This window comes from Parageobacillus sp. G301, assembly GCF_030268025.1.
Lineage (GTDB): Bacteria > Bacillota > Bacilli > Bacillales > Anoxybacillaceae > Parageobacillus_B > Parageobacillus_B toebii.
Genome location: NZ_BSDB01000001.1, coordinates 281805 through 306194, shown reverse-complemented (window position 1 = coordinate 306194; position 24390 = coordinate 281805). Strand labels below are relative to the sequence as shown.

At 43.5% G+C, this 24390-nt stretch carries 22 protein-coding genes, 2 tRNA genes and 1 pseudogene; 3 read left to right on the top strand and 22 right to left on the bottom strand.

What is annotated here, in order from left to right:
* Window positions 1-24: 24 nt before the first annotated feature.
* The 12 genes from QSJ37_RS01650 to QSJ37_RS01595 all read right to left on the bottom strand — a co-directional run bounded on the left by QSJ37_RS01650 (window position 25) and on the right by QSJ37_RS01595 (window position 9195).
* Window positions 25-117, bottom strand: a tRNA-Ser gene (locus QSJ37_RS01650).
* Window positions 118-198: 81 nt separating this feature from the next.
* Window positions 199-272: transfer RNA gene (locus QSJ37_RS01645), tRNA-Pro, on the bottom strand.
* Window positions 273-536: 264 nt separating this feature from the next.
* A complete protein-coding gene (locus QSJ37_RS01640) occupies window positions 537-1517 on the bottom strand; it encodes an ABC transporter permease (protein ID WP_285753137.1) in 981 nt (326 codons plus the stop codon).
* The gene (locus QSJ37_RS01635) at window positions 1510-2427 is read right to left on the bottom strand and encodes an ABC transporter ATP-binding protein (RefSeq protein ID WP_285753135.1); all 918 of its coding nucleotides are present in this window, start codon (window positions 2425-2427) and stop codon (window positions 1510-1512) included. Before QSJ37_RS01635 ends, QSJ37_RS01640 begins: the two co-directional genes overlap by 8 nt.
* On the bottom strand, window positions 2424-3218 hold the full coding sequence (locus tag QSJ37_RS01630; RefSeq protein ID WP_285753132.1) for an SGNH/GDSL hydrolase family protein: 795 nt from the start codon (window positions 3216-3218) through the stop codon (window positions 2424-2426). Before QSJ37_RS01630 ends, QSJ37_RS01635 begins: the two co-directional genes overlap by 4 nt.
* 182 nt (window positions 3219-3400) lie before the next feature.
* Window positions 3401-4354: an MBL fold metallo-hydrolase gene (locus QSJ37_RS01625; protein ID WP_285754719.1), complete on the bottom strand. Its 954-nt coding sequence runs from the start codon at window positions 4352-4354 to the stop codon at window positions 3401-3403.
* Between the two features lie 259 nt (window positions 4355-4613).
* Window positions 4614-5498, bottom strand: a complete 885-nt coding sequence (locus QSJ37_RS01620) for a sulfite exporter TauE/SafE family protein (protein WP_285753130.1) — start codon at window positions 5496-5498, stop codon at window positions 4614-4616.
* A gap of 214 nt (window positions 5499-5712) precedes the next feature.
* Entirely contained in the window at window positions 5713-7077 is a 1365-nt protein-coding gene (locus QSJ37_RS01615; RefSeq protein ID WP_285753128.1) for a glutamine synthetase family protein, read from the bottom strand.
* Window positions 7078-7305: 228 nt separating this feature from the next.
* Complete coding sequence (locus QSJ37_RS01610) at window positions 7306-7596, bottom strand: ABC transporter permease (protein ID WP_285753126.1); 291 nt, start codon at window positions 7594-7596, stop codon at window positions 7306-7308.
* Between the two features lie 17 nt (window positions 7597-7613).
* Entirely contained in the window at window positions 7614-8009 is a 396-nt protein-coding gene (locus QSJ37_RS01605) for a gamma-glutamylcyclotransferase family protein (protein WP_285753124.1), read from the bottom strand.
* Window positions 8010-8236: 227 nt separating this feature from the next.
* Entirely contained in the window at window positions 8237-8437 is a 201-nt protein-coding gene (locus QSJ37_RS01600) for a cold-shock protein (RefSeq protein ID WP_062754700.1), read from the bottom strand.
* 200 nt (window positions 8438-8637) lie between these two features.
* A complete protein-coding gene (locus tag QSJ37_RS01595; RefSeq protein ID WP_062677452.1) occupies window positions 8638-9195 on the bottom strand; it encodes a thioredoxin family protein in 558 nt (185 codons plus the stop codon).
* Window positions 9196-9435: 240 nt separating this feature from the next.
* Here QSJ37_RS01595 and QSJ37_RS01590 point away from each other — a divergent pair, with 240 nt between their 5' ends.
* Both QSJ37_RS01590 and QSJ37_RS01585 read left to right on the top strand, forming a co-directional pair.
* Complete coding sequence (locus tag QSJ37_RS01590) at window positions 9436-10440, top strand: LLM class flavin-dependent oxidoreductase (protein ID WP_285753117.1); 1005 nt, start codon at window positions 9436-9438, stop codon at window positions 10438-10440.
* 8 nt (window positions 10441-10448) lie between these two features.
* Window positions 10449-11084, top strand: a pseudogene (locus tag QSJ37_RS01585) (MOSC domain-containing protein).
* A gap of 53 nt (window positions 11085-11137) precedes the next feature.
* On the opposite strand, the gene QSJ37_RS01580 reads toward QSJ37_RS01585, so the two are convergent.
* The 8 genes from QSJ37_RS01580 to QSJ37_RS01545 all read right to left on the bottom strand — a co-directional run bounded on the left by QSJ37_RS01580 (window position 11138) and on the right by QSJ37_RS01545 (window position 21427).
* On the bottom strand, window positions 11138-12934 hold the full coding sequence (locus QSJ37_RS01580; RefSeq protein WP_285753115.1) for an ABC transporter ATP-binding protein: 1797 nt from the start codon (window positions 12932-12934) through the stop codon (window positions 11138-11140).
* The gene (locus QSJ37_RS01575; RefSeq protein ID WP_285753113.1) at window positions 12868-14652 is read right to left on the bottom strand and encodes an ABC transporter ATP-binding protein; all 1785 of its coding nucleotides are present in this window, start codon (window positions 14650-14652) and stop codon (window positions 12868-12870) included. The genes QSJ37_RS01580 and QSJ37_RS01575 overlap by 67 nt, the downstream gene beginning before the upstream one ends.
* A gap of 296 nt (window positions 14653-14948) precedes the next feature.
* On the bottom strand, window positions 14949-15380 hold the full coding sequence (locus QSJ37_RS01570) for an anti-sigma factor antagonist (RefSeq protein WP_285753111.1): 432 nt from the start codon (window positions 15378-15380) through the stop codon (window positions 14949-14951).
* Window positions 15373-15804, bottom strand: coding sequence for an ATP-binding protein (locus QSJ37_RS01565; RefSeq protein ID WP_285753109.1), 432 nt, complete (start codon window positions 15802-15804; stop codon window positions 15373-15375). The genes QSJ37_RS01570 and QSJ37_RS01565 overlap by 8 nt, the downstream gene beginning before the upstream one ends.
* Window positions 15805-15844: 40 nt before the next feature.
* Window positions 15845-17296 carry a SpoIIE family protein phosphatase gene (locus tag QSJ37_RS01560; protein ID WP_285753107.1) on the bottom strand — a complete coding sequence of 484 codons (1452 nt, stop codon included), beginning with the start codon at window positions 17294-17296 and terminating at the stop codon, window positions 15845-15847.
* Between the two features lie 186 nt (window positions 17297-17482).
* Window positions 17483-18580, bottom strand: coding sequence for a GerAB/ArcD/ProY family transporter (locus tag QSJ37_RS01555; protein WP_285754718.1), 1098 nt, complete (start codon window positions 18578-18580; stop codon window positions 17483-17485).
* A 13-nt stretch (window positions 18581-18593) separates the two neighbouring features.
* Window positions 18594-19802 carry a Ger(x)C family spore germination protein gene (locus QSJ37_RS01550; RefSeq protein ID WP_285753105.1) on the bottom strand — a complete coding sequence of 403 codons (1209 nt, stop codon included), beginning with the start codon at window positions 19800-19802 and terminating at the stop codon, window positions 18594-18596.
* Window positions 19799-21427 (bottom strand): spore germination protein, encoded by a 1629-nt coding sequence (locus QSJ37_RS01545; protein WP_285753103.1) that lies wholly within the window; start codon window positions 21425-21427, stop codon window positions 19799-19801. The genes QSJ37_RS01550 and QSJ37_RS01545 overlap by 4 nt, the downstream gene beginning before the upstream one ends.
* 127 nt (window positions 21428-21554) lie before the next feature.
* On the opposite strand from QSJ37_RS01545, the gene QSJ37_RS01540 reads away from it, so the two are divergent.
* Complete coding sequence (locus QSJ37_RS01540; protein ID WP_285753101.1) at window positions 21555-21779, top strand: YczF family membrane protein; 225 nt, start codon at window positions 21555-21557, stop codon at window positions 21777-21779.
* 35 nt (window positions 21780-21814) lie between these two features.
* Here the strand turns inward: QSJ37_RS01540 and QSJ37_RS01535 are convergent, their stop codons facing one another.
* Window positions 21815-23932 carry a heavy metal translocating P-type ATPase gene (locus tag QSJ37_RS01535; protein ID WP_285753099.1) on the bottom strand — a complete coding sequence of 706 codons (2118 nt, stop codon included), beginning with the start codon at window positions 23930-23932 and terminating at the stop codon, window positions 21815-21817.
* The gene (locus QSJ37_RS01530) at window positions 23922-24287 is read right to left on the bottom strand and encodes an ArsR/SmtB family transcription factor (RefSeq protein ID WP_205423654.1); all 366 of its coding nucleotides are present in this window, start codon (window positions 24285-24287) and stop codon (window positions 23922-23924) included. The genes QSJ37_RS01535 and QSJ37_RS01530 overlap by 11 nt, the downstream gene beginning before the upstream one ends.
* Window positions 24288-24390 lie beyond the last annotated feature (103 nt).

Sequence of the window (24390 nt, the reverse complement as noted above, 5' to 3'; positions counted from 1 at the left end):
CATAATATGTAGTTAATAATGATATGGCGGAGGAGGAGGGATTCGAACCCCCGCGGGCTGTGACACCCCTATCGGTTTTCGAAACCGACCCCTTCAGCCAGACTTGGGTACTCCTCCACTTCGTTGATGGAGCCTATCGGGCTCCTGCGTGCGGGGCAGGCGCTCTCCTAGCTGAACGAAAGCCCCATCACGAAATAATCGGGAAGACAGGATTTGAACCTGCGACCTCACGGACCCGAACCGTGTGCTCTACCAAGCTGAGCTACTTCCCGTTCATATCCATTGTTCTCTCGTTAGCGCCAATTAGTATTCTATATTAAAAAAATAGGGTAGTCAATACTTTTTTAGTAAAAAACTTTTCAAATAAAGAATAACGCATCCTGACATGTTTTCGCCAGCATTTTTCTACGTATATGATGTACAATCTCTATCATGTTCGTGATCAATCGTCGACTAACCAAGCCACCCATCCCAATCATCTTTTTAAGAGAAAAAGGGACTCTCCTCTTATGTCAGAGGAAAGTCCCCCTCTATTTTCAATATACATCCCGCTTCGTAAAGACGATAAATGAAATCACGAGTGCTGCAAGTCCCCACACCGCCAGCACCGTCATGGAAAACCCGAGCGTCATGCCTTCAATCGGTGGCGCTGTCCCATTGACATAATCCGTAAGGCGAAGATTGACCATAAACAAATATTTTGCCGATTCCCACGAAGACACCATATTCGATAAAATCGCTCCGGAAATCAATGCCGCAAGCATAATGCCCATCACTGCGGCGGTGCTGCGCATCAATACAGAAAGCATGAACGTCAATGTTCCAACGACAATCGAAACAAACCAAGCAAGCCCTAGTTCGATTAACACGTACTTCCATTGTGGAAGCAAATGTACCCCTTCCGTATTAAGTTCTTCGCCGTTAATGGTAAAACCAGTTAGTAACGGCAGCCGCCATCCTTGATACCCAAATACAATCCCCGAAATCAAATAAGAAAGCAGAGCGACCATCAGTAAAATAAACGAAATCGATAGAAGAAGCGCTATGTATTTGCTAAGCAAAATCGTTCCGCGTTTGACCGGTCTTGTAAGCAGCAGTTTAATCGTTCCTATGCTTGCTTCTGAGGATACTAAATCCGCCGCGACGACCATCATTAAAAGCGGAAGAAACAAATCAATCGCGTTTTCAATAAACATGCGCATAAACGTTGGCGCACCGGGAGCAGATGGATTAATGTCATGTTCCAAATAATATTGTTGCTGCTGAAGGCGAATGTGCAAATATTTGCGCCATTCTTCCGAAATGCTGCTTGAATTCAGACGGTTTTGCGCGTCGATAATTTTCTGCTGCAGCTGCGTCCGCCAATCTGTTGTTCCGAGCCGTTCCTGCATTTCCTGCACCTGCTTATATTGCGCGTATGTAAAAAGGACAACAAGCACGGCGACAATCGCCGCAATTACCGATAACCGCTTTTTGCGGACAATTTTCAGCATTTCGTTGTACACGAGGTTACTCAATCGCATCCCCTCCCGTTAATTCAATAAACAAATCTTCAAGTGTCGGCAGTTTTGGCTGAATTTCATAGACGTGTACTCCCGCTTCTACTAGTTTTTTGTTCCATATGGACAAATTCTTTCTTTCATATGGAGTCACCAGCCTATCTCCTTGAATGGCGACAGGCGACGTTTCTTTCTCTAGTATTTCTTTCGCTGTTTCGATGGGGGCGGCTTTCCAGACAACTCGCGCTTGTTCTTTAAGCAGCCGTTCCACCGTATCCACCCGAAGCAGCGTCCCTTTTGCCATAATCGCCACGCGGTCGCACATTAATTGAATTTCGCTTAACAGATGTGAGGAGACAAGCACGCTCAATCTTTCTGATTCCGCCAAAAAGCGGATAAATTGGCGCATTTCGCGAATGCCGGCAGGATCAAGCCCATTGGTCGGCTCGTCCAAAATCAGCACTTTCGGCTTTCCTAGCAGCGCCTGCGCAATGCCGAGACGCTGTCGCATCCCAAGCGAATACGTGTTCACCCGATCGTGAATGCGGTTTTGCAAACCGACTAACTCCACCACTTCCATGATTCGTTCTTTTGGAATATCGGGAACCATGCGCGCAAAGTGCTCCAAATTTTCCCATCCGCTTAAATACGGATATAATTCTGGATTTTCGACAATGCAGCCGATATGGCGAATCGCTTTGGTAAACTGACGCTCTAGGTCATAGCCGCAAATAGAAATATGTCCCGATGTTGGCTTGATAAGCCCGACAAGCATGCGGATGGTTGTCGTTTTTCCCGCGCCATTCGGTCCTAAAAACCCAAATACTTCACCTTCCTTCAGTTCAAATGAAATTCCTTTGATAATTTCTTTGCCGCGAATCGTTTTGCGTAAATCGGTTACGACAAGCGGCGCGTGTGTTGTTGTCATTGTTTGTCCCCTTCCGTCCACGTAATTAAAGAAGCGACACGTTCGCCAATGCGTTTGTAGCCTTCCTTATTCGGATGGAAATGGTCGCTGTACAAATAATCATTCACATGAAGTTCAAACAAATCGAACGTCGGCACAGCAATGATATTTGGATAGCGAGCTGCCGTTTCTGCCGAAGCAAAATTCCACCGCCTTACAATCGCGGATGTCTTCTTTGCGTCGCTGAGATCGCTAAACGGATTGTATAGCCCGATGTAAAAAACAACAGCATCTTTATTGACGCTGCGAATCGTTTGAAAAATACGGTCTAAGTTGTGTAAATACGCGTTTTTTGCCTGCTCGATTTGCTTTGGCGCAAGCTTTAGCGCTTCTCCGCCTTGAAACAAATCATTCCCGCCGATCGTCATCACGATGATGTCAGCCATTTTTAGCTGCCGCTTTATCTCAGCTTGTCCTAATTGTTTAAGGAGTCCGTCAGATCGCTGTCCTTTAATAGCCAAGTTTGTTACACGAATCGGCTTCGTTGTTTTTTTGCGGAGAGAATCGACCATATATCCAATATACCCTCTTCCGCTTTCGTCTCCCGTTCCCCTTGTCAGCGAGTCGCCAAGAGCGACAATATAAATTTCACGGTTGTCCGCTTTTTTCTCTTTTGTATATTTCGTCGTGCCTGCTGGCGGCATCGCGGCGGAAAAAAATTGATCTTGAATGCCCATGGCAAGACCGCCAAACCATAATATTCCCGCCAGCACGGATACAATCGTGATGGTGCTTACAATACCGCGTCTCATGCAATCACCCTTTCTTATCTTTGCTACTTATCATACAATATTTTCATCCAGGCTACACCTTTAGACTCTCCGCATTTGATAGTAATAAGCACGCCGTTATAAAACAGCCGCCACAATGAAAAAGCTTGGTGATTTCACCAAGCCGTTCTTACTGGATTATGTTCAAACAAATTTCTAATGCCTTACCGTTTTTGCAAATAATCTACAATTCCGATCGAACATACTTGTAAATCGAGACGGATGATGTCATACGCTTCTGACGTCGGTGAAATATTTCTTTCTTGCAAGAAAGCGCTGACTTCTTCATACAGCTTGCGAAAAACCGCTTCAGCTTTTTCCTGCATCGATGCGTCAGGCATGTTAGCAATCGCTTTTTCTCCTGCTTCGACAAACTTCGGAAGCCAAAAACGAAGCTGTTCAAACGCTGCGCGAGGGTTTTCTAGCATGCCAAAATGACCGAAATAAATGCGTTCAGGTTGAAGCTGCTCCAAACGCTCTGCCGATTGCAGCATCATCTCCGGCCGGAATTGGTTTGGAGAAGTGGATGGCAAACAATATTCAAGCCCATCTTTTAATAATTGCGGATAAAACACCCCGATCGTATCACCAGTAAAAACACCGCGGCTGCGCGAATCATAAATCGAGAAATGATGGTTGGCATGGCCAGGCGTATCCAAAAACGTCAACGTACGCTCACTGCTGAGCGTAAGCGTATCACCATCTTCTTTCACGATGAGGCGATCCTCTGGAACCGGTACAACCGGGGAAAAAAATTTATCAAATTTTTCCCCATACACCGCCTTTGCTCCTTGGATTAACCGTGATGGGTCTGCTAGATGCCGCTTCCCTTTCGGATGAACAACAACAAGGGCGTTCGGACATTTTTCAAGCAGCATGCCAGCGCCGCCAGCGTGGTCCAAATGAATATGTGTCACAATAATATAGCGGATATCCGCAGGATCAATTTGAAGCGCTTCTAGTCCATTTAATAAATACGGAACAGAAGGGCTTGGACCCGTCTCAATAATAGCAAGCTCTTCTTCATGAAGCACATATGTACCGGTGCGCTCTGCGACTCCTAAATCAAACAGATCAATCATCGAAATGTTGTGCCCTAAATCACGAGGTTTTTTCATCATATCATCTCCTACTTTTTATCTTTACTGAATATTCTACCAAATTACATATAAATAGAGAAACTATATTATTTTAAAAAATGGAAAAGGACATGAACCGATTTCAAGCAAAGACAACTTTGAAATCCATCGTTCATGCCCAATGAAAATTGTTCCATTGTAAAGAAGCGTCTATAATATTCGCAGCTAACAGGAGAATTTAGCGATCAGTACAATGCGGAACTAAATATCCTTTGCGAAAAAAATTATTCAACTGTCATTATGACGCAAGATGATTAGATAGAGACGCTTTCCGATGTGTGCGGATTGCCCACCATATCGAAACAGCCCAGCCAAATATGATGATTGCGTAAATCGTTGCATACCAATTGCCAGGAGTTTCCCATGCATGAAGCAAGGTGCGAACGTTTGTGAAAATGATGATGCCTCCAACTAGAACCCCAAGCAAATGGGATGGCATCTTACGAACAAGCCACGCGGCGATTGGCGCAGCGACGATTCCCCCTAACATTAGCGTTCCTACCCAAAACCAATTGACTTGTTCCCAGCCTAACGAAATGACAAATCCAATAGTAGCGGATAAAGCAACGGCAAATTCCGACGTATCAACTGTTCCCACCACTTTTCTCGCTTCCATTCCTTTATTCGCAAGAAGAACAGGGGTGGAAATCGGGCCCCATCCTCCTCCGCCAGTGGCATCGAGAAAGCCGGCCACTAAACCAAGAGGAACAAGCTGCTTATTCGAAAATTTCCGCGGTGGTTGTTGATCTTGTCTAGGTGAAAGAAATAAAAACCGATACATAATGTAAAACCCAAGCGCCAACAAAAATAGTGAAATATATGGTTTAATGACATCACCTGGAAGATTGCTTAAAAAGCAGGCACCGACAAACGCGCCAAGCGAGCCGGGAATAATTAATTTGATCACCATGTCACGGTCGACATTTCCAAATTTAATATGAGACGCGCCTGCAGCTGCAGTTGTGACCACTTCCGCTAGATGCACCGAGGCGGAAGCGACCGCCGGAGCAATCCCGAACGCAAGCAACAGCGTTGTTGATGTAACCCCATACGCCATTCCGAGAGAACCGTCGATGAGCTGAGCGATGAATCCAACAATCACAAACACGATTAACTTTTTCATTTTTTTCCCTCCACCTAAAATAATCGAAATATTTTTATTAATTTATACATTAATGCCAAGTAATCATAGTTGTCAACTATGAATTATAAAAAAATAAAACAGGGTTCAGACTCATCGTCTGAACCCTGTTTTGTCCAAGTGTAAACCAACGGAATTTTATCATGTGATCATCTCCCCCTTTACTTTCGTTTCGAGGGGGGATTGGGGCAAAATATTAAAATTTGGCTTGATATTGTTCAATTTCCCAAGCATGCACAGCGGTGCGATAGCTGTCCCACTCCGCTTTTTTCATGGCGACATATTCACCGAATACGTGATCACCTAGAGTTTTGCGACCGATTGTGCCGTTTTCGAATTCTTGAATTGCCGCTCCTAAACTAGCTGGAAGATTTTCGATGCCAAGTTCGGCGCGGCGCTCTTCTGTCATATGGAAAATATCTTCATCAATTGGCGCCGGAACCTGCAAACCTTTTTCGATTCCGTCCAACCCAGCGGCAGCAATGATGGCAAACGCAAGGTAAGGATTGGCTGACGGGTCCGGACAACGGAGCTCAACGCGGGTCGCCATACCACGTTTTGCTGGGATGCGGATTAATGCCGAACGGTTCGACGCCGACCATGCGATGTAGCAAGGCGCCTCATATCCCGGGACAAGCCGTTTGTACGAGTTGACTAGCGGGTTCGTAACAGCGGCAAAGCTTTTGACATGTGCGAGCAAACCAGCGATAAACTGATAGGCCGCTTCCGATAACTGATTTTCATCACTTGGATCAAAAAATGCATTTTCGCCATCTTTAAATAGCGACATGTTCACATGCATGCCAGAACCATTGATGCCGAACACCGGCTTTGGCATGAACGTGGCGTGCAGTCCATATTTATTGGCAATCGTTTTTACCACCCACTTATATGTAGTTGCATTGTCTGCCGCCCCCAACGCATCGGCATATTTGAAGTTAATTTCATGCTGCCCCTCTGCAACTTCATGGTGTGATGCTTCAATCGTAAATCCCATTGCCTTTAACGCACGGTAAATTTCTAAACGAACGCGCTCACCGAGGTCTTTTGGAGACGGCTCAAAGTATCCGCCGTTATCATGGAGTTCAGTCGTCGGGTTTCCATTTTCGTCCGCTTTGAATAAAAAGAATTCCAATTCCGGACCAACAGAGATAGTAAACCCTTTTTCCGCTGCACGCTCTATCGTTTTCTTTAATACGTTACGAGGGTCTCCTTCAAATAACGTTCCATCGGGATTGATGACAGAGCAAAGGAAACGTGCTTCAGCGTATCCTTCTTCTACTGTCCAAGGCAATACAGCAAATGTATTTAAATCCGGAAGAAGATAAAGGTCTGATTTGTTAATCGGAGAAAACCCTTTAATAGAAGAACCATCAAACATAATTTTACCTTCTACAACGTCTTCAAGTTGATCAACTGTAATGGTAACATGTTTTAAAATTCCTTCAATATCGACAAATTGCAGATGCAAAAGCTCGACGTGTTTTTGTTTTATCGTTTCTTTAATTTGCTCAAGCACCGCTGTTTGATCGTTTACTGAAGAAATCACTATATTTGACATGTTATATTACCTCACATTCAAATGTTTATTTTTATAACATGTTTTTATTATAGGAAAGGAGAGTAGGTTTGGCAATACTTTTTTATTAATTTTTCTGTATTTTTATAACACCAACAGGAAATCGTTTTCAAAAAAACTGCAAAGCATGAATAATGATAGTTACGCAGTTGCATATTTATGCAATCGCTTTAATAAAAAAGACAGCCGCCTATAATAAAGGGGAGTTCATCAGCAGCCTTTTAGACAGCCGCCATGATAAACGTATGTAGCCGTATCAAGAGAAATTGTTATCATCACCGTCTCAGTGATAGAACGTTCGATAATTGAGAAAACAAACGACAATCGCTGAAATGGCCGCGACAACAAGAAGCGTAAATACGATAAAAATTGAACAAATCCGCGCAATGAAGACCAAATAATGTCTTTTTCTAATTTTAATAACTGACGGTATGATATAAATACCGGCACAAGGATAAACAGCCATATGACAAAAAGCGATGTGTTATTGATTTCGTTCAATCAAAACACCTTCTTTCTCATACGCCGCTATTTCTATGCCGATGCCGCCATGAACCCGACGGAATAAAAGGAAGTCGTGCCGCTTTGCTTTTCGGATACACATACACGTAGCCCTCGATTGGCTGTTCAATGTCTTTCACCCAAACCCGCTCGTATTCATTATATTGGCTGCCTTTTTCATATTCTTCGAGCTCATCCATCGCTTGCAGCCCTTCTTTTGTTACGGTAAACCATTCGCCGATTACTTCTCCTTCTTCTTCGATAACGAGCGCGGGGTATGCACCGACGTTATATAAGCGCCCTTTCACTTTTCCTGGCTGAATATGGCGAATGTACGGCGCTGCAATATGATGATTTTCCTCCCCGACTAGCAGCGTACCGTACACAAATACACGGTGCAGCATCGGTCTCATTTCTTTTCTCCCCTCTAAGTTCACATAATAAATTATGGTTATACATAAGTAGAAAATAATATTCTACTAATTAACCATACCGAAAAAACAAAAACAATGGAAGCCCTGCCTCTCATCCATCCTTGCAGCTCCGAAGCTGCGCCAGTGTGAATTTGTCTTTTCAAAAGGAGATGACCGCCACAACAAAAGTGATACCGCCAAAAGCAGTATCACTTTTGTTTTATCACTTATGCTTTTTGAACGTTTGCCGCTTGTGGGCCACGACCGCCGTCTACGATATCAAACGTAACCGTTTCGCCTTCTTCCAACGTTTTAAATCCTTCGCCTTGGATCGCCGTGAAATGAACGAACACATCATTGCCGCCATCCATCTCAATAAATCCATACCCTTTTTCCGCATTAAACCATTTTACTTTTCCTTTATTCATTGGGATTCCTCCAAAATAAAAAGTTGACCATCGTTCCGTTACCGATAGAAAAAAGCCGTGCGCTCATGCAAGAAAGGGAGCATACATAAGAAGGCCCTTTCTTTGAATGAGGCACGACTTATTACGATCCTTCCATATAACGAACGAAATGGCGCTTTGTTAATAGTACTTTATAAACAAAAGAAAGTCAAGATTTTTTGCTATTCTTTCCATTTAATGCTGCAGCCGATGCTTGGCTTTTGTTTTTCCGGCACTGGTTCGCCATTCAATAATGCGTCTAATGCCGCGCGAATCGATTCTCCTGTAACCGGAATGCCGTTATTTGGCCGTGAATCATCCAACTGTCCGCGGTAAACACATTTTAAGTCGCGGTCAAAGATATAGAAATCCGGCGTGCACGCTGCTTGGTACGCTTTCGCTACTTCTTGGGTTTCATCAAATAAATATGGGAACGGATACCCTAATTCTTCTGCCACTTTTTTCATATTTTCCGGCGAATCTTCTGGATATTTTTCGACATCGTTGGAATTAATTGCGACAAACGTAACTCCTTTTGGCTGATAGTCATTAGCAAGACGGACAAGCTCATGCTGTACATGTTTTACATACGGGCAATGGTTGCAAATGAACATAATAACTGTTGCAACATCCGATTTGATATCTTCTAAACGGACTGTTTTTCCATCCACCGCATTCACTAGTTCAAACGATGGCGCTTCTTTTCCTAACGGAAACATATTGGATTCAACTGCTGGCATACGTCCACATCCTTTCCCAATTTTCTGCTTATTTTATTATACCAAAGCAAGAGAAAGAATCACAAACTTGACGCCTAAACGAAAACAGAATAGCCGAATATAATATCACATAGGTATTATTCATGTCCTTTATGACGCCACATCCTACAGGCAAATCAATAGACAATTTTTCCACAGCGGCGCATAATAAAAAATAATTAATCCCTTTTGGAACAGGAAAAACATGAAAGGATGTTTACCATGAGCCTTAAATTAAGCGTGCTAGACCAATCCCCAGTTGCAGAGGGAATGACAGCGGAAGAAGCGCTTGCTAATACCGTCCGGCTCGCGCAATTTGTGGAAGAGCTTGGCTATGAACGTTTTTGGGTATCAGAGCATCACGATACAAATCACCTTGCCGGTTCATCCCCAGAAGTGCTGCTCGGTCATATTGGAGCAAAAACGTCCCGCATTCGCATTGGTTCCGGCGGGGTGATGCTACCGCATTATAGCGCCTACAAAGTAGCAGAAAACTTTAAAGTGCTTGAAGGGCTTCATCCCGGTCGGGTTGATTTAGGTGTTGGAAGGGCTCCAGGAGGCATGCCAATCGCGACCCTTGCCCTCCAAGAAGGAAAACGAAGAGACATTGACCGCTATCCGGAACAAATTGATGATTTATTAGCATACTTGCATAACGATTTGCCGAAAGAACATCCGTTACACGGCTTAAAAGCCACACCGAACGTACAAACAGCACCGGATGTATGGCTTCTCGGTTCCAGCTCCTCCAGCGCCATATTAGCAGCACAAAAAGGGCTTCCATACGTGTTTGCGCAATTTATTAACGGCGAAGGCGGGGAACATTATACAAAATTGTACCGCCAACAGTTTGTTCCATCGAAATATTTGTACAAGCCACGCAATATGGTCGCTATATTTGCCATTTGCGCCGAAACAGAAGAAAAGGCGGAATGGGTGGCATCGAGCCTTGATTTATCGCTGCTAATGATTGAGCAAGGCATGGTGTCCAATGGCACGCCAAGCCCGGAAAAAGCGATGTCCTACTCCTATAGTCCATATGAAAAAATGCGTATTCTCGAAAACCGAAAACGGATGATTGTCGGCTCACCGAAACAAATAAAAGAACAGCTTTTCCGATTAAGTGAAGCATATGAAACGGATGAAATTATGTTAGTAACGATTACATATGATTTTCAAGATAAGTTAACATCATTCCGGTTAATCGCGGAAGAATTATGGGGGTAAAGGAGCAAATGAAAGTTATTTCCGTCAATGCAGGCGAGCCGAAAACAGTGATGATCGACGGAAAACCGCTCACAACAGGAATTTATAAAGAGCCTGTGTCAGAGCCGCTCTCCGTGGCAAAACTTAACTTCGATGGAGATGGACAGGCGGATTTAGTACATCATGGCGGATACGACAAAGCGATTTGCGCTTATCCGTCCGAGCATTTTATCGAGTGGAAAAAACAGTTTCACCAGCCGTTTTCTCCTGGCGCGTTCGGGGAAAACCTTACGCTAAAAGGAATGACAGAAGACGAAGCATGCATCGGTGATATCTTTTCTGTTGGAACGGCCGTCATTTAACTGTCCCAGCCAAGGCAGCCTTGTTTTAAGCTCGCCAAGCGGCACGGTTTGCCAGACCTTCCGCCAGCCTTGCAAAAAACAGGACGCACAGGTTTTTATTTTCGCGTGTTACAAGAAGGAATCATTCAACAAGGCGACAAGCTCACACTCATCGAACGCAGCCTAACACCTTTATCTGTTCGCTATGTAAACCGCATTTACTATATGGAAAAAACAAATGTAGAAGCGATGCAAAAAATCATCGCGGAACCTACCTTATCGGAAAGCTGGCGCAAAGCATTGACAAAAAGACTCTCGACATGATTAGCGAATAAAAACGAAATGGCTTGTACGACACACGCGTACAAGCCGCTTTTTTATAATGCCTCTTCTTTTTGAAAATGACGATAATACAAATCATAGTAAAACCCTTTTGCCTTTAGCAGCGATTCATGTGTGCCTTGTTCAATGATTTTCCCTTCATTCAAGACGAGAATGCGATCGGCATTTTGGACCGTGTTAAGCCGATGGGCAATGACAAAACACGTCCGCCCTTTCATAAGCCGCTCGAGCGCTTCTTGAATTTTCATTTCGGTCATTGTATCAATGTTGCTCGTCGCTTCATCCAAAATTAAAATAGATGGATTGGCGACCATCGCGCGCGCAATTGCTAACAGTTGTTTTTGTCCTTGGCTAATGCCGCTGCCATCTTGCTTCAGCACCGTATCATAACCGTTTGGCAGTTTGGTGATAAACGAGTGCGCATTCGCCCATTTTGCCGCTTGTTCCACTGCTTCATCACTTGCATCTAATCTTCCGTATCGAATGTTATCGCGAATCGTTCCTTCAAATAAAAACGTATCTTGCAAAACAAACGCCATATGGGCGCGCAAGCTTGCGCGTTTAATAGTACGGCTATCGTACCCATCGATAAAAATATGACCGCGATCCGGATCGTAAAAGCGGGCTAGTAACTGTAAAATCGTCGTTTTTCCTGCACCGGTCGGACCGACGAGTGCCACCGTTTCTCCTGGAGAAACCGAAAAGCTGACATTGCGAATGACATCTCGCTTTTTATCATAGGAAAATACGACATGGTCAAATTCCACTTTTCCTTGTATATGGTTGAGCGAAATCGTTCCTGTTTCGTCCCGTTCTTCTTTTTCCATATCTAAAATTTCAAATACTCGTTCCGCGCCAGCCAGCGCCGAAAGCAGCGTATTCCATTGGTTTGCCAAATCATTTAACGGGCGTGTAAATTGGCGTGCATATTCGACAAACACAACAATGACGCCGATCGAAATCATCCCTTTAAGCGCTAAAACACCACCCACGCCAGCAATAAGACCAAAGCTGGCGTTGTTTAGAAAGTTCATTAGTTTCGGGATAAATCCCGAATACGTTTGCGCCCAAAATCCCGCTTGCTTCAACTGCTCATTTTTTTGTAAAAAGCCATCAATCATTCTCCGCTCTTGCGAAAACATTTTTACGACTTTTTGCCCAGAAATAACTTCTTCAATAAATCCGTTCATCTCTCCTAAACAACGTTGTTGCTCACGAAACCGTTTCTGCGTGCGATTCGTAATCCATCGCATCCCAATGTACATCATCGGGACAACTAGCAAAGTGACAAACGTTAGAAGCGGGCTTAGCCAGAGCATGACGCAGATCGCTCCGACAAGTGTAAGCGTGCTTGATATTACTTGGATGACGGTACTATTAAATGTTTGGCTCATATTATCGATATCGTTTGTAATCCGGCTCATTAATTCCCCTTGCCGGCGCTTGTCAAAAAATGAAATCGGCAGTTCATGAAAATGGCGAAACAGCTGTTTCCGGATCGCATAAATCGTTTCTTGGGCAATTCGGATCATCCAATAGTTTTGCAAAAAAGTTGATGCGGAAAGTGCCACATAAATAAAAAGAAGAAGCGCTAAAACAAGAAAAAAACCGTCTGTCTGCTTCGTGACAATATATGTATCAATCGCTCTTCCTACTACATATGGACCAAGCAGACTTAAACAGGAACTTACGATCACCATTACAACAACCGCAATAAGCCATCCTTTTTGAGGTGAAAGAAATGACCAAAGCCGCTTTAATGTTCCTATGTTGTCTTTTGCTTGCTGCTTTTGTCCCGCAGCTGCCATGGTTCTATGTCGCGGTCGTAACATTCGTGCCCCTTCTTTCCAAATTGCGATGCTACAATTTTCCGGTACAGCTCGCTTTTCTCTAACAGCTCATCATGGCTGCCTTTTGCTAAAAGCTTGCCATCGTCTAACAAGAAAATCGTGTCTGCTTCCATCGCCGTTTGAATTTTTTGTGTAACAATGAATGTGGTACACGTATACCACTTTAATTCCTTCAGCAATTTTGCCTCTGTTTTTAAATCTAGCGCGCTTGTGCTATCATCCAGCAATAAAATTTTCGGCATTCCAACAAGTGCCCTAGCAATCGAAAGGCGCTGTTTTTGCCCGCCAGACAAGTTTACCCCTTTCTGCCCAATCATTGTCTCATATCCATTCGGAAACTTTATAATCGTATCATGAATTTGTGCATGTTTCGCCGCTTGGATAATCTCTTCCATCGAAGCCTGTTCGTTTCCGAAACGAATGTTTTCGGCAATCGTTCCGGAAAATAGCAACACTTCTTGTGGAACGAAACGGATGGAAGCACGCAACTGTTCTTGTTTCATTTGTCGAACATCGATGCCATCGATCATCACTCGCCCATCCACCGGGTCGTATAAACGAGGGATCAACTGAAGCAAAGTTGACTTTCCTGAACCGGTCGCTCCTAAAATCGCCACTGTTTCATGAGGGCGAACGACAAACGAGACATCTTTTAAAACGAGAACACGGCTATTCGGATAGCGGAATGACACATTCTCAAAGCGGACTTCTCCTTGTTCGACCGCTTTATTGCATGCCTGTTTATCATCTTCGATATCCACTTCCACACTTAACACATCCGCAATGCGATCAGATGATGCTTTAGCACGCGAAAATGCCATCGTAATGAATGCAAACATCGATAACGCCGAAGTAATACGAGTCGTATAATTGACAATTGCCACTACTTGACCTGCCGTTATGCTTCCTGCTTGAATATCGATACGACCGATGAAAAGAATGACAATAATCGCCATATTCATGACAAATAACAATACAGGGGTAATCGTTTCTACTAAACGTAATACACTGATTGTCCGTTTCATTAGCGTTTCGTTTGCCTTTATAAACCGCTTCTGCTCGTACGTTCCTCTCATCCACGCTTTAATGAGGCGCATCCCCGCTAAATTTTCGCGCATCACACTGTTGACACGATCAAGCGTTTGTTGCACGAGCGAAAAAGATATAACCGCCTTTTTCATCATCCATAAAAGGAACATCACTAACATCGGAACGGCAACAGCAAGCACAAGCGCCAGCTGAACGTGAACGGCAAAAGACATGACTACTCCAAATACGACAAGAAGCGGCGCCCTTAAGGCAATTCGCAAACTCATAAACACCATATTTTGTATTTGCGTTACATCGTTCGTCATTCTCGTGATCAGCGAAGCAGTTGGAAAGCGTTCCAAATTCGCAAACGAAAACGATTGAATTTTTTCAAATAAATGTTTTCGAATCGCAAATCCGTACTCTTGGCCCACGTAGCTAGCGGCAAAAGAATTGGCAATCCCAGCAGCGAATGACAAAAGCGAGGCGCCGAGCATGACCGCTCCCCACGTCCAGACGACAGAAAGTTTTTTTGCCATTACTCCGTCGTCAATAATTTTCTCCATCAACAACGGCTGCCATAATTCTACTAACAGCTCAATCAGCATGAGCGCCCACGCGACGATCATCCATTTTCGATACGGTTTTAAGTAAGATAGTACTTGCTGCATCCTTTCACTCCCCCGTACCTGTGATCTCAACCCTCTGCATGAGGAAAGTCAGCACTAAAAAGTTTTTCCTGCGCCTGCGTGCAAACATTCACTCTTGTTCGGCCAAACTTTTATGGACAAACACCTCATTGGTGTTTAGCGCCCTGTCGGTTCGGTTCAAAACCGTTTTTCTCCCAATGGCTTAAGTCACGGGATTTCATGTGTAAAATTTAGTTACCATAGCGAATGACCGAGGGAGTGTCACTTTTGACATCGATGTTACAGAACATTTTGTTTACCGATATCCATTAAAGTTGTCAGTTCCGTTTCCGGTAGTTAGCCCAAATTTGCATAAACATTTCTTGGTCAGCAATCGCTCTGTTTTGCGAAGCAAAAAAATGGATAATATCTTGTTCGTTTTCCACGATTGGAAACAACTTATGAAATTTCGCAATCATCAATAGCTTTTCGACTGTTTTATTCGATGAAACGACAAAGACCACTTTCTTTTTCTTCGCAACTTCCTTTTTTAAAAAATGGATTAATAGTGCCAAGCCGGTACTGTCGATAAACAGAAGCCCATGGACATCAATAATGACGATATCTCCCTTTATTCCCGCCAATGCCATTTGAATCTTTTGTCTAGCAAGCTGCTGCGTGCTGTAAACCAACTTCCCTTTCAGCAATATTTTTTCATATTGTTCTAACGATGTAATTTTCAGTTCAAGAGTGGATATCCGACTATCCATTGCGCCCTCTCCTCATTTTCATCGCAATTGCGCATTTTCCATTTTCTCGCCGTTCAAACCATATATCATCCATGGTTTCTTTAATCAGCAAAAGCCCGCGGCCAGATTCAGCAAGCAACATATCTTCAAGGCTTTTCTCCCGCATTCGCTCAATTTGTTTGATAGGAATTCCGCTGCCTTCATCCGTAACAGTGACAGTTACATCCTCTTCCGTAATTCGCAAAGATAATACAAATGTATTCTTTTCTGTTTCTTCTCCCGATTGTCTTATTGCTGCCACTGAATTAATAACCGCTTCATGAACAGATAACACAAACATATCGCGATCGTGAACCGAAAAAAAACGACCAATTTGTTCCGCCAGCAAATCGCAAAAATCAATCGCCTCGTCCGTCGCTTCACATTGAATCTTCATTTCGTACATTGCTTTACACCCACTGATCATTAATTTCAAGAAACGATCGTTATTGAATCGTAATAGATAATAAGCATATATCATCGGCAGGATTCATTGGCGATCGACTATGATCAATCAGCATATGCAAAAATTGTTTATCTGGTAAATGGCTATACATTTTTGTATAGTTACGAATTTTATTCATGCTTTGTAAAATGGATGAATCCATTTCATCTAAAATCCCATCCGTGTATAAAAATAATCTTGTTCGCTTTTGATAATGAATAACTTCTTTTTCAAACGGGACGGAAAACGGACTGCCAATCGCTAGTCCTCCTTTATCCAATTCAATGATTTCTCCATCTTCCGTAACCAACAATCCAGCAGGATGCCCTGCATTCGTATATTCAATCTGCTTTTTTTTCGTATCAATCACTAAATAAATCATGGAAAATAAATATCTTATCCCATTCGCGTCGTTAGGGAATAAGTTTTGTACATGCTTTTCGAGTTCTATAGCGACATACACTGGATCGATGACACGCACAATTAATCCCCTTAATAGTGAACGGAGCAACATGCTGACAAGCGAAGAGGAAATGCCATGTCCCATCACATCAATAATAATGACGCCATAGCGGTCATAATCAATTTGGTAACATGCATACAAGTCGCCAGACAAGTCATCCGATGAAATATAAATAGCATCCATCGTCACTGCATCGTTTTGTATCGGAGGGGTTAACACGCTTTGTTGAATTTTTTTCGCAAGTTCCAATTGCTTCTTATACTCTGCTTCTTTTTGTTTTTGTTTTGTGATATCCGTAACCATCATCATATATCCCGTAACATTTCCAGCCGAATCAGTAACAGGAATGGCAGAATAAGCAACGTCCACGAACGTTCCATCTTTTCGTCTAACTGTGCGTTCGCCTGTTGAATTTTTTAACTGATGAGAAAACATTGCTATGCATTGAGGATGATCATGAAACAACGAGAAAAATTGCCGGCCGATCACTTCTTCCCGTTTCCATCCAAACAATGTTTCTGCAGCATTTCCCCAATCCATTACCGTCATATTTTTACATAACGGAATAACGGCAATGGGAGCTGTTTCATAAATAGCTTGAAGCATTTGTTCTGATTTTGGTGAACGAATAATTGTTTCCACATCAGAAAAACGCCAGACGTAAAATTCGTCCGCTGTACCTGTGAGTGAATAAACCGTTAACATTCGGACTAATTTCCGGTCATTGTCAATAAGATGATCAATTTCTCCTTCCCAATAGCCGTTTTCCAACACTGATTTCCAGATTAATTCGTACTTCTCAACATAATGTTCATCGGAAAGGAGAATTTGAAAGGATTGACCGATTAACTGTTCTTTGGAATAACCGGTTAATGTTACCGCTCCATCGTTTACTGCCACGATAATTTTATTCCGATCTGTGATGACAATTCCTTCGCTTGTATGATGACCGCATGTTTTTCCTTTCACCTGTGAATCTAGTTTCACCATTGTTCAACCCTTTTTCATAGTAATCTTTCAAAAATACATAAAATTCCTTCTTATGACAAAAGGCCACCTTCAAAAAGGAGACCAGTTTTCCCGAAAATAAAAAGTTTTCTTTTTATCTATTTCGATTATCATACTTTTTTTCCTGCTTTTTTCATCATAAAAGAAGTAAGTATTTTTTCTTCATTTTTATTGTTTAAAATAGCGATGACGGATGGCGGCAATAATGAGCAAACATAACGGGATGATAATTTGTAGTGGTACGTGCATATAAATTGTCACCACTTTCAGTCCTTCTGTAATATGTTCTGGATAATTGCTCGCAATGGCGATCGATAACAGCAAAACCATTAGCCCAAGCGGATATACGAGACACTGATGATTTTGAATGCGAAATACATTCGCTGTTCCAATCACCGCAGCATAAAAAAATACGGATACTTTAAAAAATCCGCCGATAATAAGAGCAATCATAAAAAATACATCCAGACGTTCCAAAAAATTCGCAACTTGAATCCTCCGTATCGTGTCTAAAAGCGGAAATGTAGAACGAGCGACAACATCCGCTCCAAGTACAGTAACGTTGATCGTCATAATCATTGCCAAATTAAGACCGCTTAGCACCATACCTATTATCGCAGCTTGTTTCATTTTTCCCGGGTTATTCATATATGGAAATAACATCGTAAAAACAATCATTTCCCCGAATGGAACGTAAAGCGTCTCCGTAAACACGACTTTCCATACCCGTTGCCATCCTTCTTCGAGCACCGGCTGCAGTCGATGGAGATCCACTAGTCCTGCGGAAATGACTAAGATAAACCCAGATACTGCGAGAAGATAAAGCACGGTAAGAAACAACCCCCCCGTCCGTGCAATGACCTCAATCCCTTTATAAACGCCATACATCACCGTTAATATCATAATCGCATTTAAAATAAAGAGCGGTGTTTCTGGATACGCAAACGTTAACAACAGCTCGCCAAAATCACGGAGGACCCGGGAAGCGATATAAAGAAAATAAACAATATATGCAAACGCCAAAACTTTGCCGATCCAAGGGCCAGTAATGTCTTGTACATACGTAGTCAATGGAGCATTGGGATAGTAACGATAGAGGCGGTAATAAATAAAAAACAATAGTAAACCAAATGTTAAACCTAATAATATCGCAAGCCAAACATCTTGTTTGGCACCTACACCAAGCGGAATAACGATAGCACTTCCGTGTTCAAACAGTATAATTAATACAAGTAATTGCCGTGCGTCTATCTTCGCTCGTTCCATCATTTCACCGCCCTCACTGCCCAAATAGGTACGATTTCGTTCGCAATCCTGTCCGGCGAATAAACGCTTCTACCGTTACATTTACCTCTAGTTGAGGAAAATAGCGATCATTCCAGTCTGATTTCATTGTTTTCCATTGCTGCGGATAGGAACGGTAGACAACATCTCCGAAACCAAAGATATCCGTTTTTGCTTTTTTTGCTTCTTCTATCGCTTTGACCACTTCCTTTTTTATACTTGTTTCCGCTTTTTTTTCTAATGCAAAAATTTGCTTAGGATTGGTAAAATCAATGGAGACAAACTCTTCGCCGATATCTCCCTCTGCACGAATATGAATGGAAATGGACGGTTTTCCTTTTTTCATATGCGCCGCTACACTCGTTTTGGCACGAACGACTTTATAGGCAGCTGCTTCTTTTTTCTGTTTCCACTCGATAGTCACGCTCGTTTGTTCCATTTTATCAAGAATCCATACCACTCCACGCGCTGCTTCGCCATTAATCCATCTGACAAGTTTATCCTCTTTAAACATCGCTAAACCATTGATATTCAATCGCGCATCAGGTTCAGAAGCTTGCACGTTCGTTTGCCGCTTCCCTTTTGGTACACTTCCTACAATCTCCACACCGCTAATGATTGGTGCTTTTCCTAATGAAGAGAGATCATTAATTACTTCTCCTACACGAACATGAATCGTTTGCCCCCATATTTTTTCAGAAAATTGCAATGTTTTTATAATTTGATTTGCTGAAATTTTGTCAATGGGCGTTAATATTTTGAGAACCTCTTCCGCTGAATTGCGTCGGGCGATCACGACCATTGCTGTCGTGCGAAATTGACTATTTCTTTCGAGTGCATCAAACAATCCGTTGACTCCTTCTTTTGCCACTTCTTCACCAATAACCACTAAGTTGGTATGCGCATAATAGATAAGCCGTGATAGTTTTTTAGACGCTTTCCGGCTTGCCTCAACGAGGTTATCTCCTGTTGCTTTGTAAATGGAAACCGGCACCCCGCCACTGCCTCCACCGCGCTGTGTCGAACCAGCAACGTTTCCTGGGTTGACGACTTGAAATGTCACCGCAAATTTTCCATCCTTCGTTTTATCAATTCCGACAGCGATGACAAATGCCAAATCGGTCAGCTCTTTTTTGCTCCAACATCCGGAAAGAACGGTTGCACATAACAGAAGTAAAAGGGTGATTGCCATTTTTTGTTTCATGATTGCTCTCCCTCATTTTTCTCCTGACGATTGGAAGCAGGCGGCTGAGATCGTTGATGATTTCCCTGGCGAATAATATTTTTCTGATTGATTAAACGTGGCCGTTCTTTAAACGCCCATGTCGGCACACGGAAAAGCGTATCGCCCATGTTGGATGGAATAAACGGAGCAAGCGGTGACATATATGGAACGCCAAAGGAACGAAGACTGCATAAATGAATCGTCATCACCAAAATTCCTATAATAATGCCGTAAAACCCAAACATCGCCGCAAGAAACATGAGCGCAAAACGAATGAGGCGCGCAGAAATTGCAATCGCAAACGAAGGGGTCGCAAAGCTGGCGATTGCCGTAATGGAAACGACAATCACCATCGCCGACGAAACAAACCCTGCCTCTACGGCTGCCTGTCCGATGACAAGCGCTCCGACAATTGAAACAGCCTGACCGACAGCACGCGGCAAGCGCACCCCTGCTTCCCGCAAAATTTCAAAAATTACTTCCATCACCAACGCCTCGACAAACCCCGGAAATGGAACTGACTCCCGTTGAGCAGCGATCGCAATGACAAGCGTAGTTGGGATCATTTCTTGATGAAACGTCGTTGCTGCAATATAAATCGCCGGGGCAACAAGTGAAAGAAAGAAAACAAGAACACGCAAAAATCGAAGTGCTGTTGCAATATCAAAGCGAGCATAATAATCTTCAACCGCTTGAAAAAATTGGATAAACAAAGCGGGTGCAATGAGCACAAATGGAGTTCCTTCAACGAATATGGCCACTCTACCTTCGAGAAGATTGGCTGCTACCACATCCGGCCGCTCTGTATGATACGTTGTCGGAAAAGTAGTAAATGTTTGATCTTCAATTAATTGTTCGATATATCCTGTTTCAAGGACACTATCAATATGTATGCGGCGAAGCCGTTTTTTAACTTCTTCAACGATTTCGTCGTTGGCAACTCCTTTCACATACATAATAGCAACATCCGTTTTTGTCACTTCGCCAATTTTCATTGTTTCGAGCCATAGATTCGGATTTTTAATGCGACGGCGAATGAGGGTGGTGTTCATGCGCAGCGATTCCGTAAATCCATCGCGCGGACCGCGAATAGCTAGCTGTGTTTGCGGCTCTTCAATCGCTCGATATTCTCCCCCACTCGTACTTGCACTTAAAGCAAACGTCACTCCATCAAGAAGAATAATCGTCTCCCCTGACATAAGTGCCAAAAATAAATCAACCCACTGGGAGATGCGCTCGATTTTGCCGACAGCAGCTAGTTTTTTTTCCATAAAGCAAAACGTATCTTTCGGGGATAAGGTAGTCGGAAACGTTGCTGCCATAAGCGGCTCAAGCAAAAATTGATATACATTCTTTTCATCGGCAAGCCCATCGATAAAAATGAGAGCAGCTCGAATCGACTGTTCTTGTCCAATCATAAAACGACGGATGACAATATCGGAACTGTTCCCGGTCGTATGGCGAATGATATCGATATTCACATCCAGCTGCGAATGAATCGGCTCGTGCGGAACATCCTGCGCTTGACCGCTTTGATCATGTTTTTGTTGTGTTGTCGTTTTCTTTTCTTGTTGTTTTTTTCGCAATCCCCACTGAAACAGCATCGTACTCCCCTCGCTCCAACTCATTTACTTGCCATTATAGACAACAAAGGGGGGGAATATACGATCAAAGAATGATTCCATGGTAGAAAACAAAAACTAAAGAAAAAAACAACAGTAGGTGGATTCAATGAAAGTGCTGGGCATTTCGTTGTTTATTGGCAGCATTTTAATCGGTCTCGCCATTGAAATGGATATGTTAATGGGTTTTACATTACGTCAATCGATGCGCAACGTCCTGAACCCTTTTCGTGTCATGGAAACACCGGAAATGTTTATTTTATTTTTCATTTTATTGTTATGGGTGCTCGATGTGTTAGCGGCGCTATTTCTTCAAAAACAAAATAAAATGTAAAAAAGGTTTCTTGCCAAGGCAAGAAACCTTTTTTATCATTTGCTGACCGCGCCTAGACGAAGCAGCCGCATCGAATTGAGCAATACGAGCAGCGTCGCTCCCATATCCGCAAAAATGGCCATCCATAACGTAAGCCAACCTGGAATAATAAGAACAAGTGCCAGCACTTTTAACAAAAAAGCAATCGCAATGTTCTGTTGAATAATGCGCATCGTTTTCCGTCCTAACCGAATGGCATATGGGAGTTTCCCAAGATCATCGCCCATCAAGACAACGTCCGCTGTTTCTAACGCTACATCTGTTCCAATATCCCCCATGGCAATGCCAATGTTTGCCGCAGCGAGCGCGGGAGCATCGTTGACACCGTCGCCGACCATCGCGATACGTCCTGATTGTTGCTGTAGCGTTTGAATCGCCGTCAATTTTTCTTCTGGAAGCAATTCAGCGCGAATATCGGTAAGTGGAAGGGAAGAGGCAATGGCCCGCGCTGTCGTTTCGTGATCGCCGGTTAACATGATTGTTTGAGTGATTCCTAGATTACGTAATGTTTCTAGCACAAAAGCAGCATTTTCACGCAGTTGATCAGAAACGGCAATCATTCCAAGCACCTTTGTTTCATCACCAAGCAGCATGACCGTATTTCCTTGCTTTTGTGCACGTGTGATTTGCGCGCGCACGTCTTCGCATATAGACGCATCGGAAAACAAGGACGGTTTTCCAATATAATACATGGTTCCGTTCACACATGCTGCCGCTCCTTTGCCGGTCATCGCGCGAAACTCGCTTACTTGCAAACTGTCCAATGATATTTGTAATTCCTCTGCTTTGCGTAAAATGGCAGAAGCAAGCGGATGCTCTGACTGTTTTTCGATGGCTGCGGCGATTTTTAGCACTTCCTTTTCATCCAGGCCGCCAAATGGATAAATATCGGTCACTTCTGGGGTTCCAGTCGTTAATGTTCCTGTTTTATCAAACGCAATAGCCGAAAGTTTTCCGATTTCTTCTAAATACGCTCCACCTTTAATAAGCACTCCTTGCCGTGCCGCTTGCCCAATGGCGGTTACAATTGCGACCGGCGTGCTAATGACAAGCGCGCACGGACATCCGACGACAAGCACCGTCAAGCCGCGGTAAATCCACGTCAGCCATTCTCCGCCAAGCCATAGCGGCGGCACTATTGCAAGAAGGAAAGCAATGAGCATAATCGCTGGCGTATAATAGCGCGCAAAGCGGTCGATAAATTGCTGGGCTGGCGCCCGCTGTGCCTGCGCCTCTTCGACAAGATGAATGATTTTCGCAATCGTTGTGTCCTTCACCTGCTTTGTCACTCGTACTTCGAGCGCGCCTTCTGCATTCAACGTTCCGGCATATACTTCATCGCCAATGGTTTTGGCTACCGGCATCGATTCGCCTGTAATCGCCGCTTCGTTTACGGATGATTCACCGCGAAGCACGATGCCATCCATTGCGATTTTTTGCCCTGGTTTCACAATTATCGTATCGCCGACAACGATATCTTCCACATCCACTTCATACTCTTTGCCATCTCGAAGCACGATCGCTTTTTTCGGAGCGATATCCATCAGCCGTTGAATCGAACGGCGCGCCGTATCCATGGAATACCGCTCAAGCGCTTCGCTAACCGCAAATAGGAAGACAACGACCGCTCCTTCTTTCCACTCTCCGATGCACGCTGCCCCAATGACAGCAATCGTCATGAGCGTATTCATATCAAATTGCAGACGAACAAGATTGTTGATTCCGGTTTTTAATAAATGGTAGCCGCCAATGATGATACTTGCTGTAAATAATAAAATGGTTGCGATATGCCGTTCTCCGATCGTATAAGCAGCTGCATAGCCGGCAAGGAGAAACAAAGCCGATACCATCGCAATCACATTTGTTTTCTTTTTCCAAAACGGTTCTGCTTTCTGTTCTTTCCGCTCTGTTTCCGGAATGACGGTAATTCCGTCAAAAGCACCCGCTTTTTCCAGCTCCGCAATCGACGCTTCGCCGATAACTGTTAGTTTCGCCGCGCCAAAATTGACTTCGGCATCTTTGACCGTTGCAATGCTTTTCACATTTTTCTCAAACTTTGCCGCACAGTTGGCGCAGGAAAGGCCTTGAAGGCGGTACACATGTTTATTTTCCATCGTGTTCTTCCCCCTCTTTGGCGTGGACAAGCGCCAGAGCCACAAGCTGCTCGACATGGTCGTCTTTCAGCGAATAAAACACGAGTTTCCCTTCTTTGCGGTGCTTGGTGATTCCCATATCGCGAAGCAAACGCAAATGGTGGGAAGCGGTTGCGACCGTGCAGCCGATAATCGTCGCGACATCACAGACGCACAGCTCTTTTTCGAGCATTAACGCATACGTGATTTTTAAGCGCGTCGCATCGGCAAGCGCTTTAAACAGCTGTTCCACCCCGCTGATTTCATTGATGCGCTGCCGGACGGCATCGACTTTTTCCGCGTTAATGGAAAATACTTCACATACATCGTTCGCCATCTTGTCACCTTCATTCAAATATTCATTTGAATATATTATATTCCTTCATCAATAAAAGCGTCAATTCATTCAAACGATAATTTGAATGTTTTTCATCAAAAAA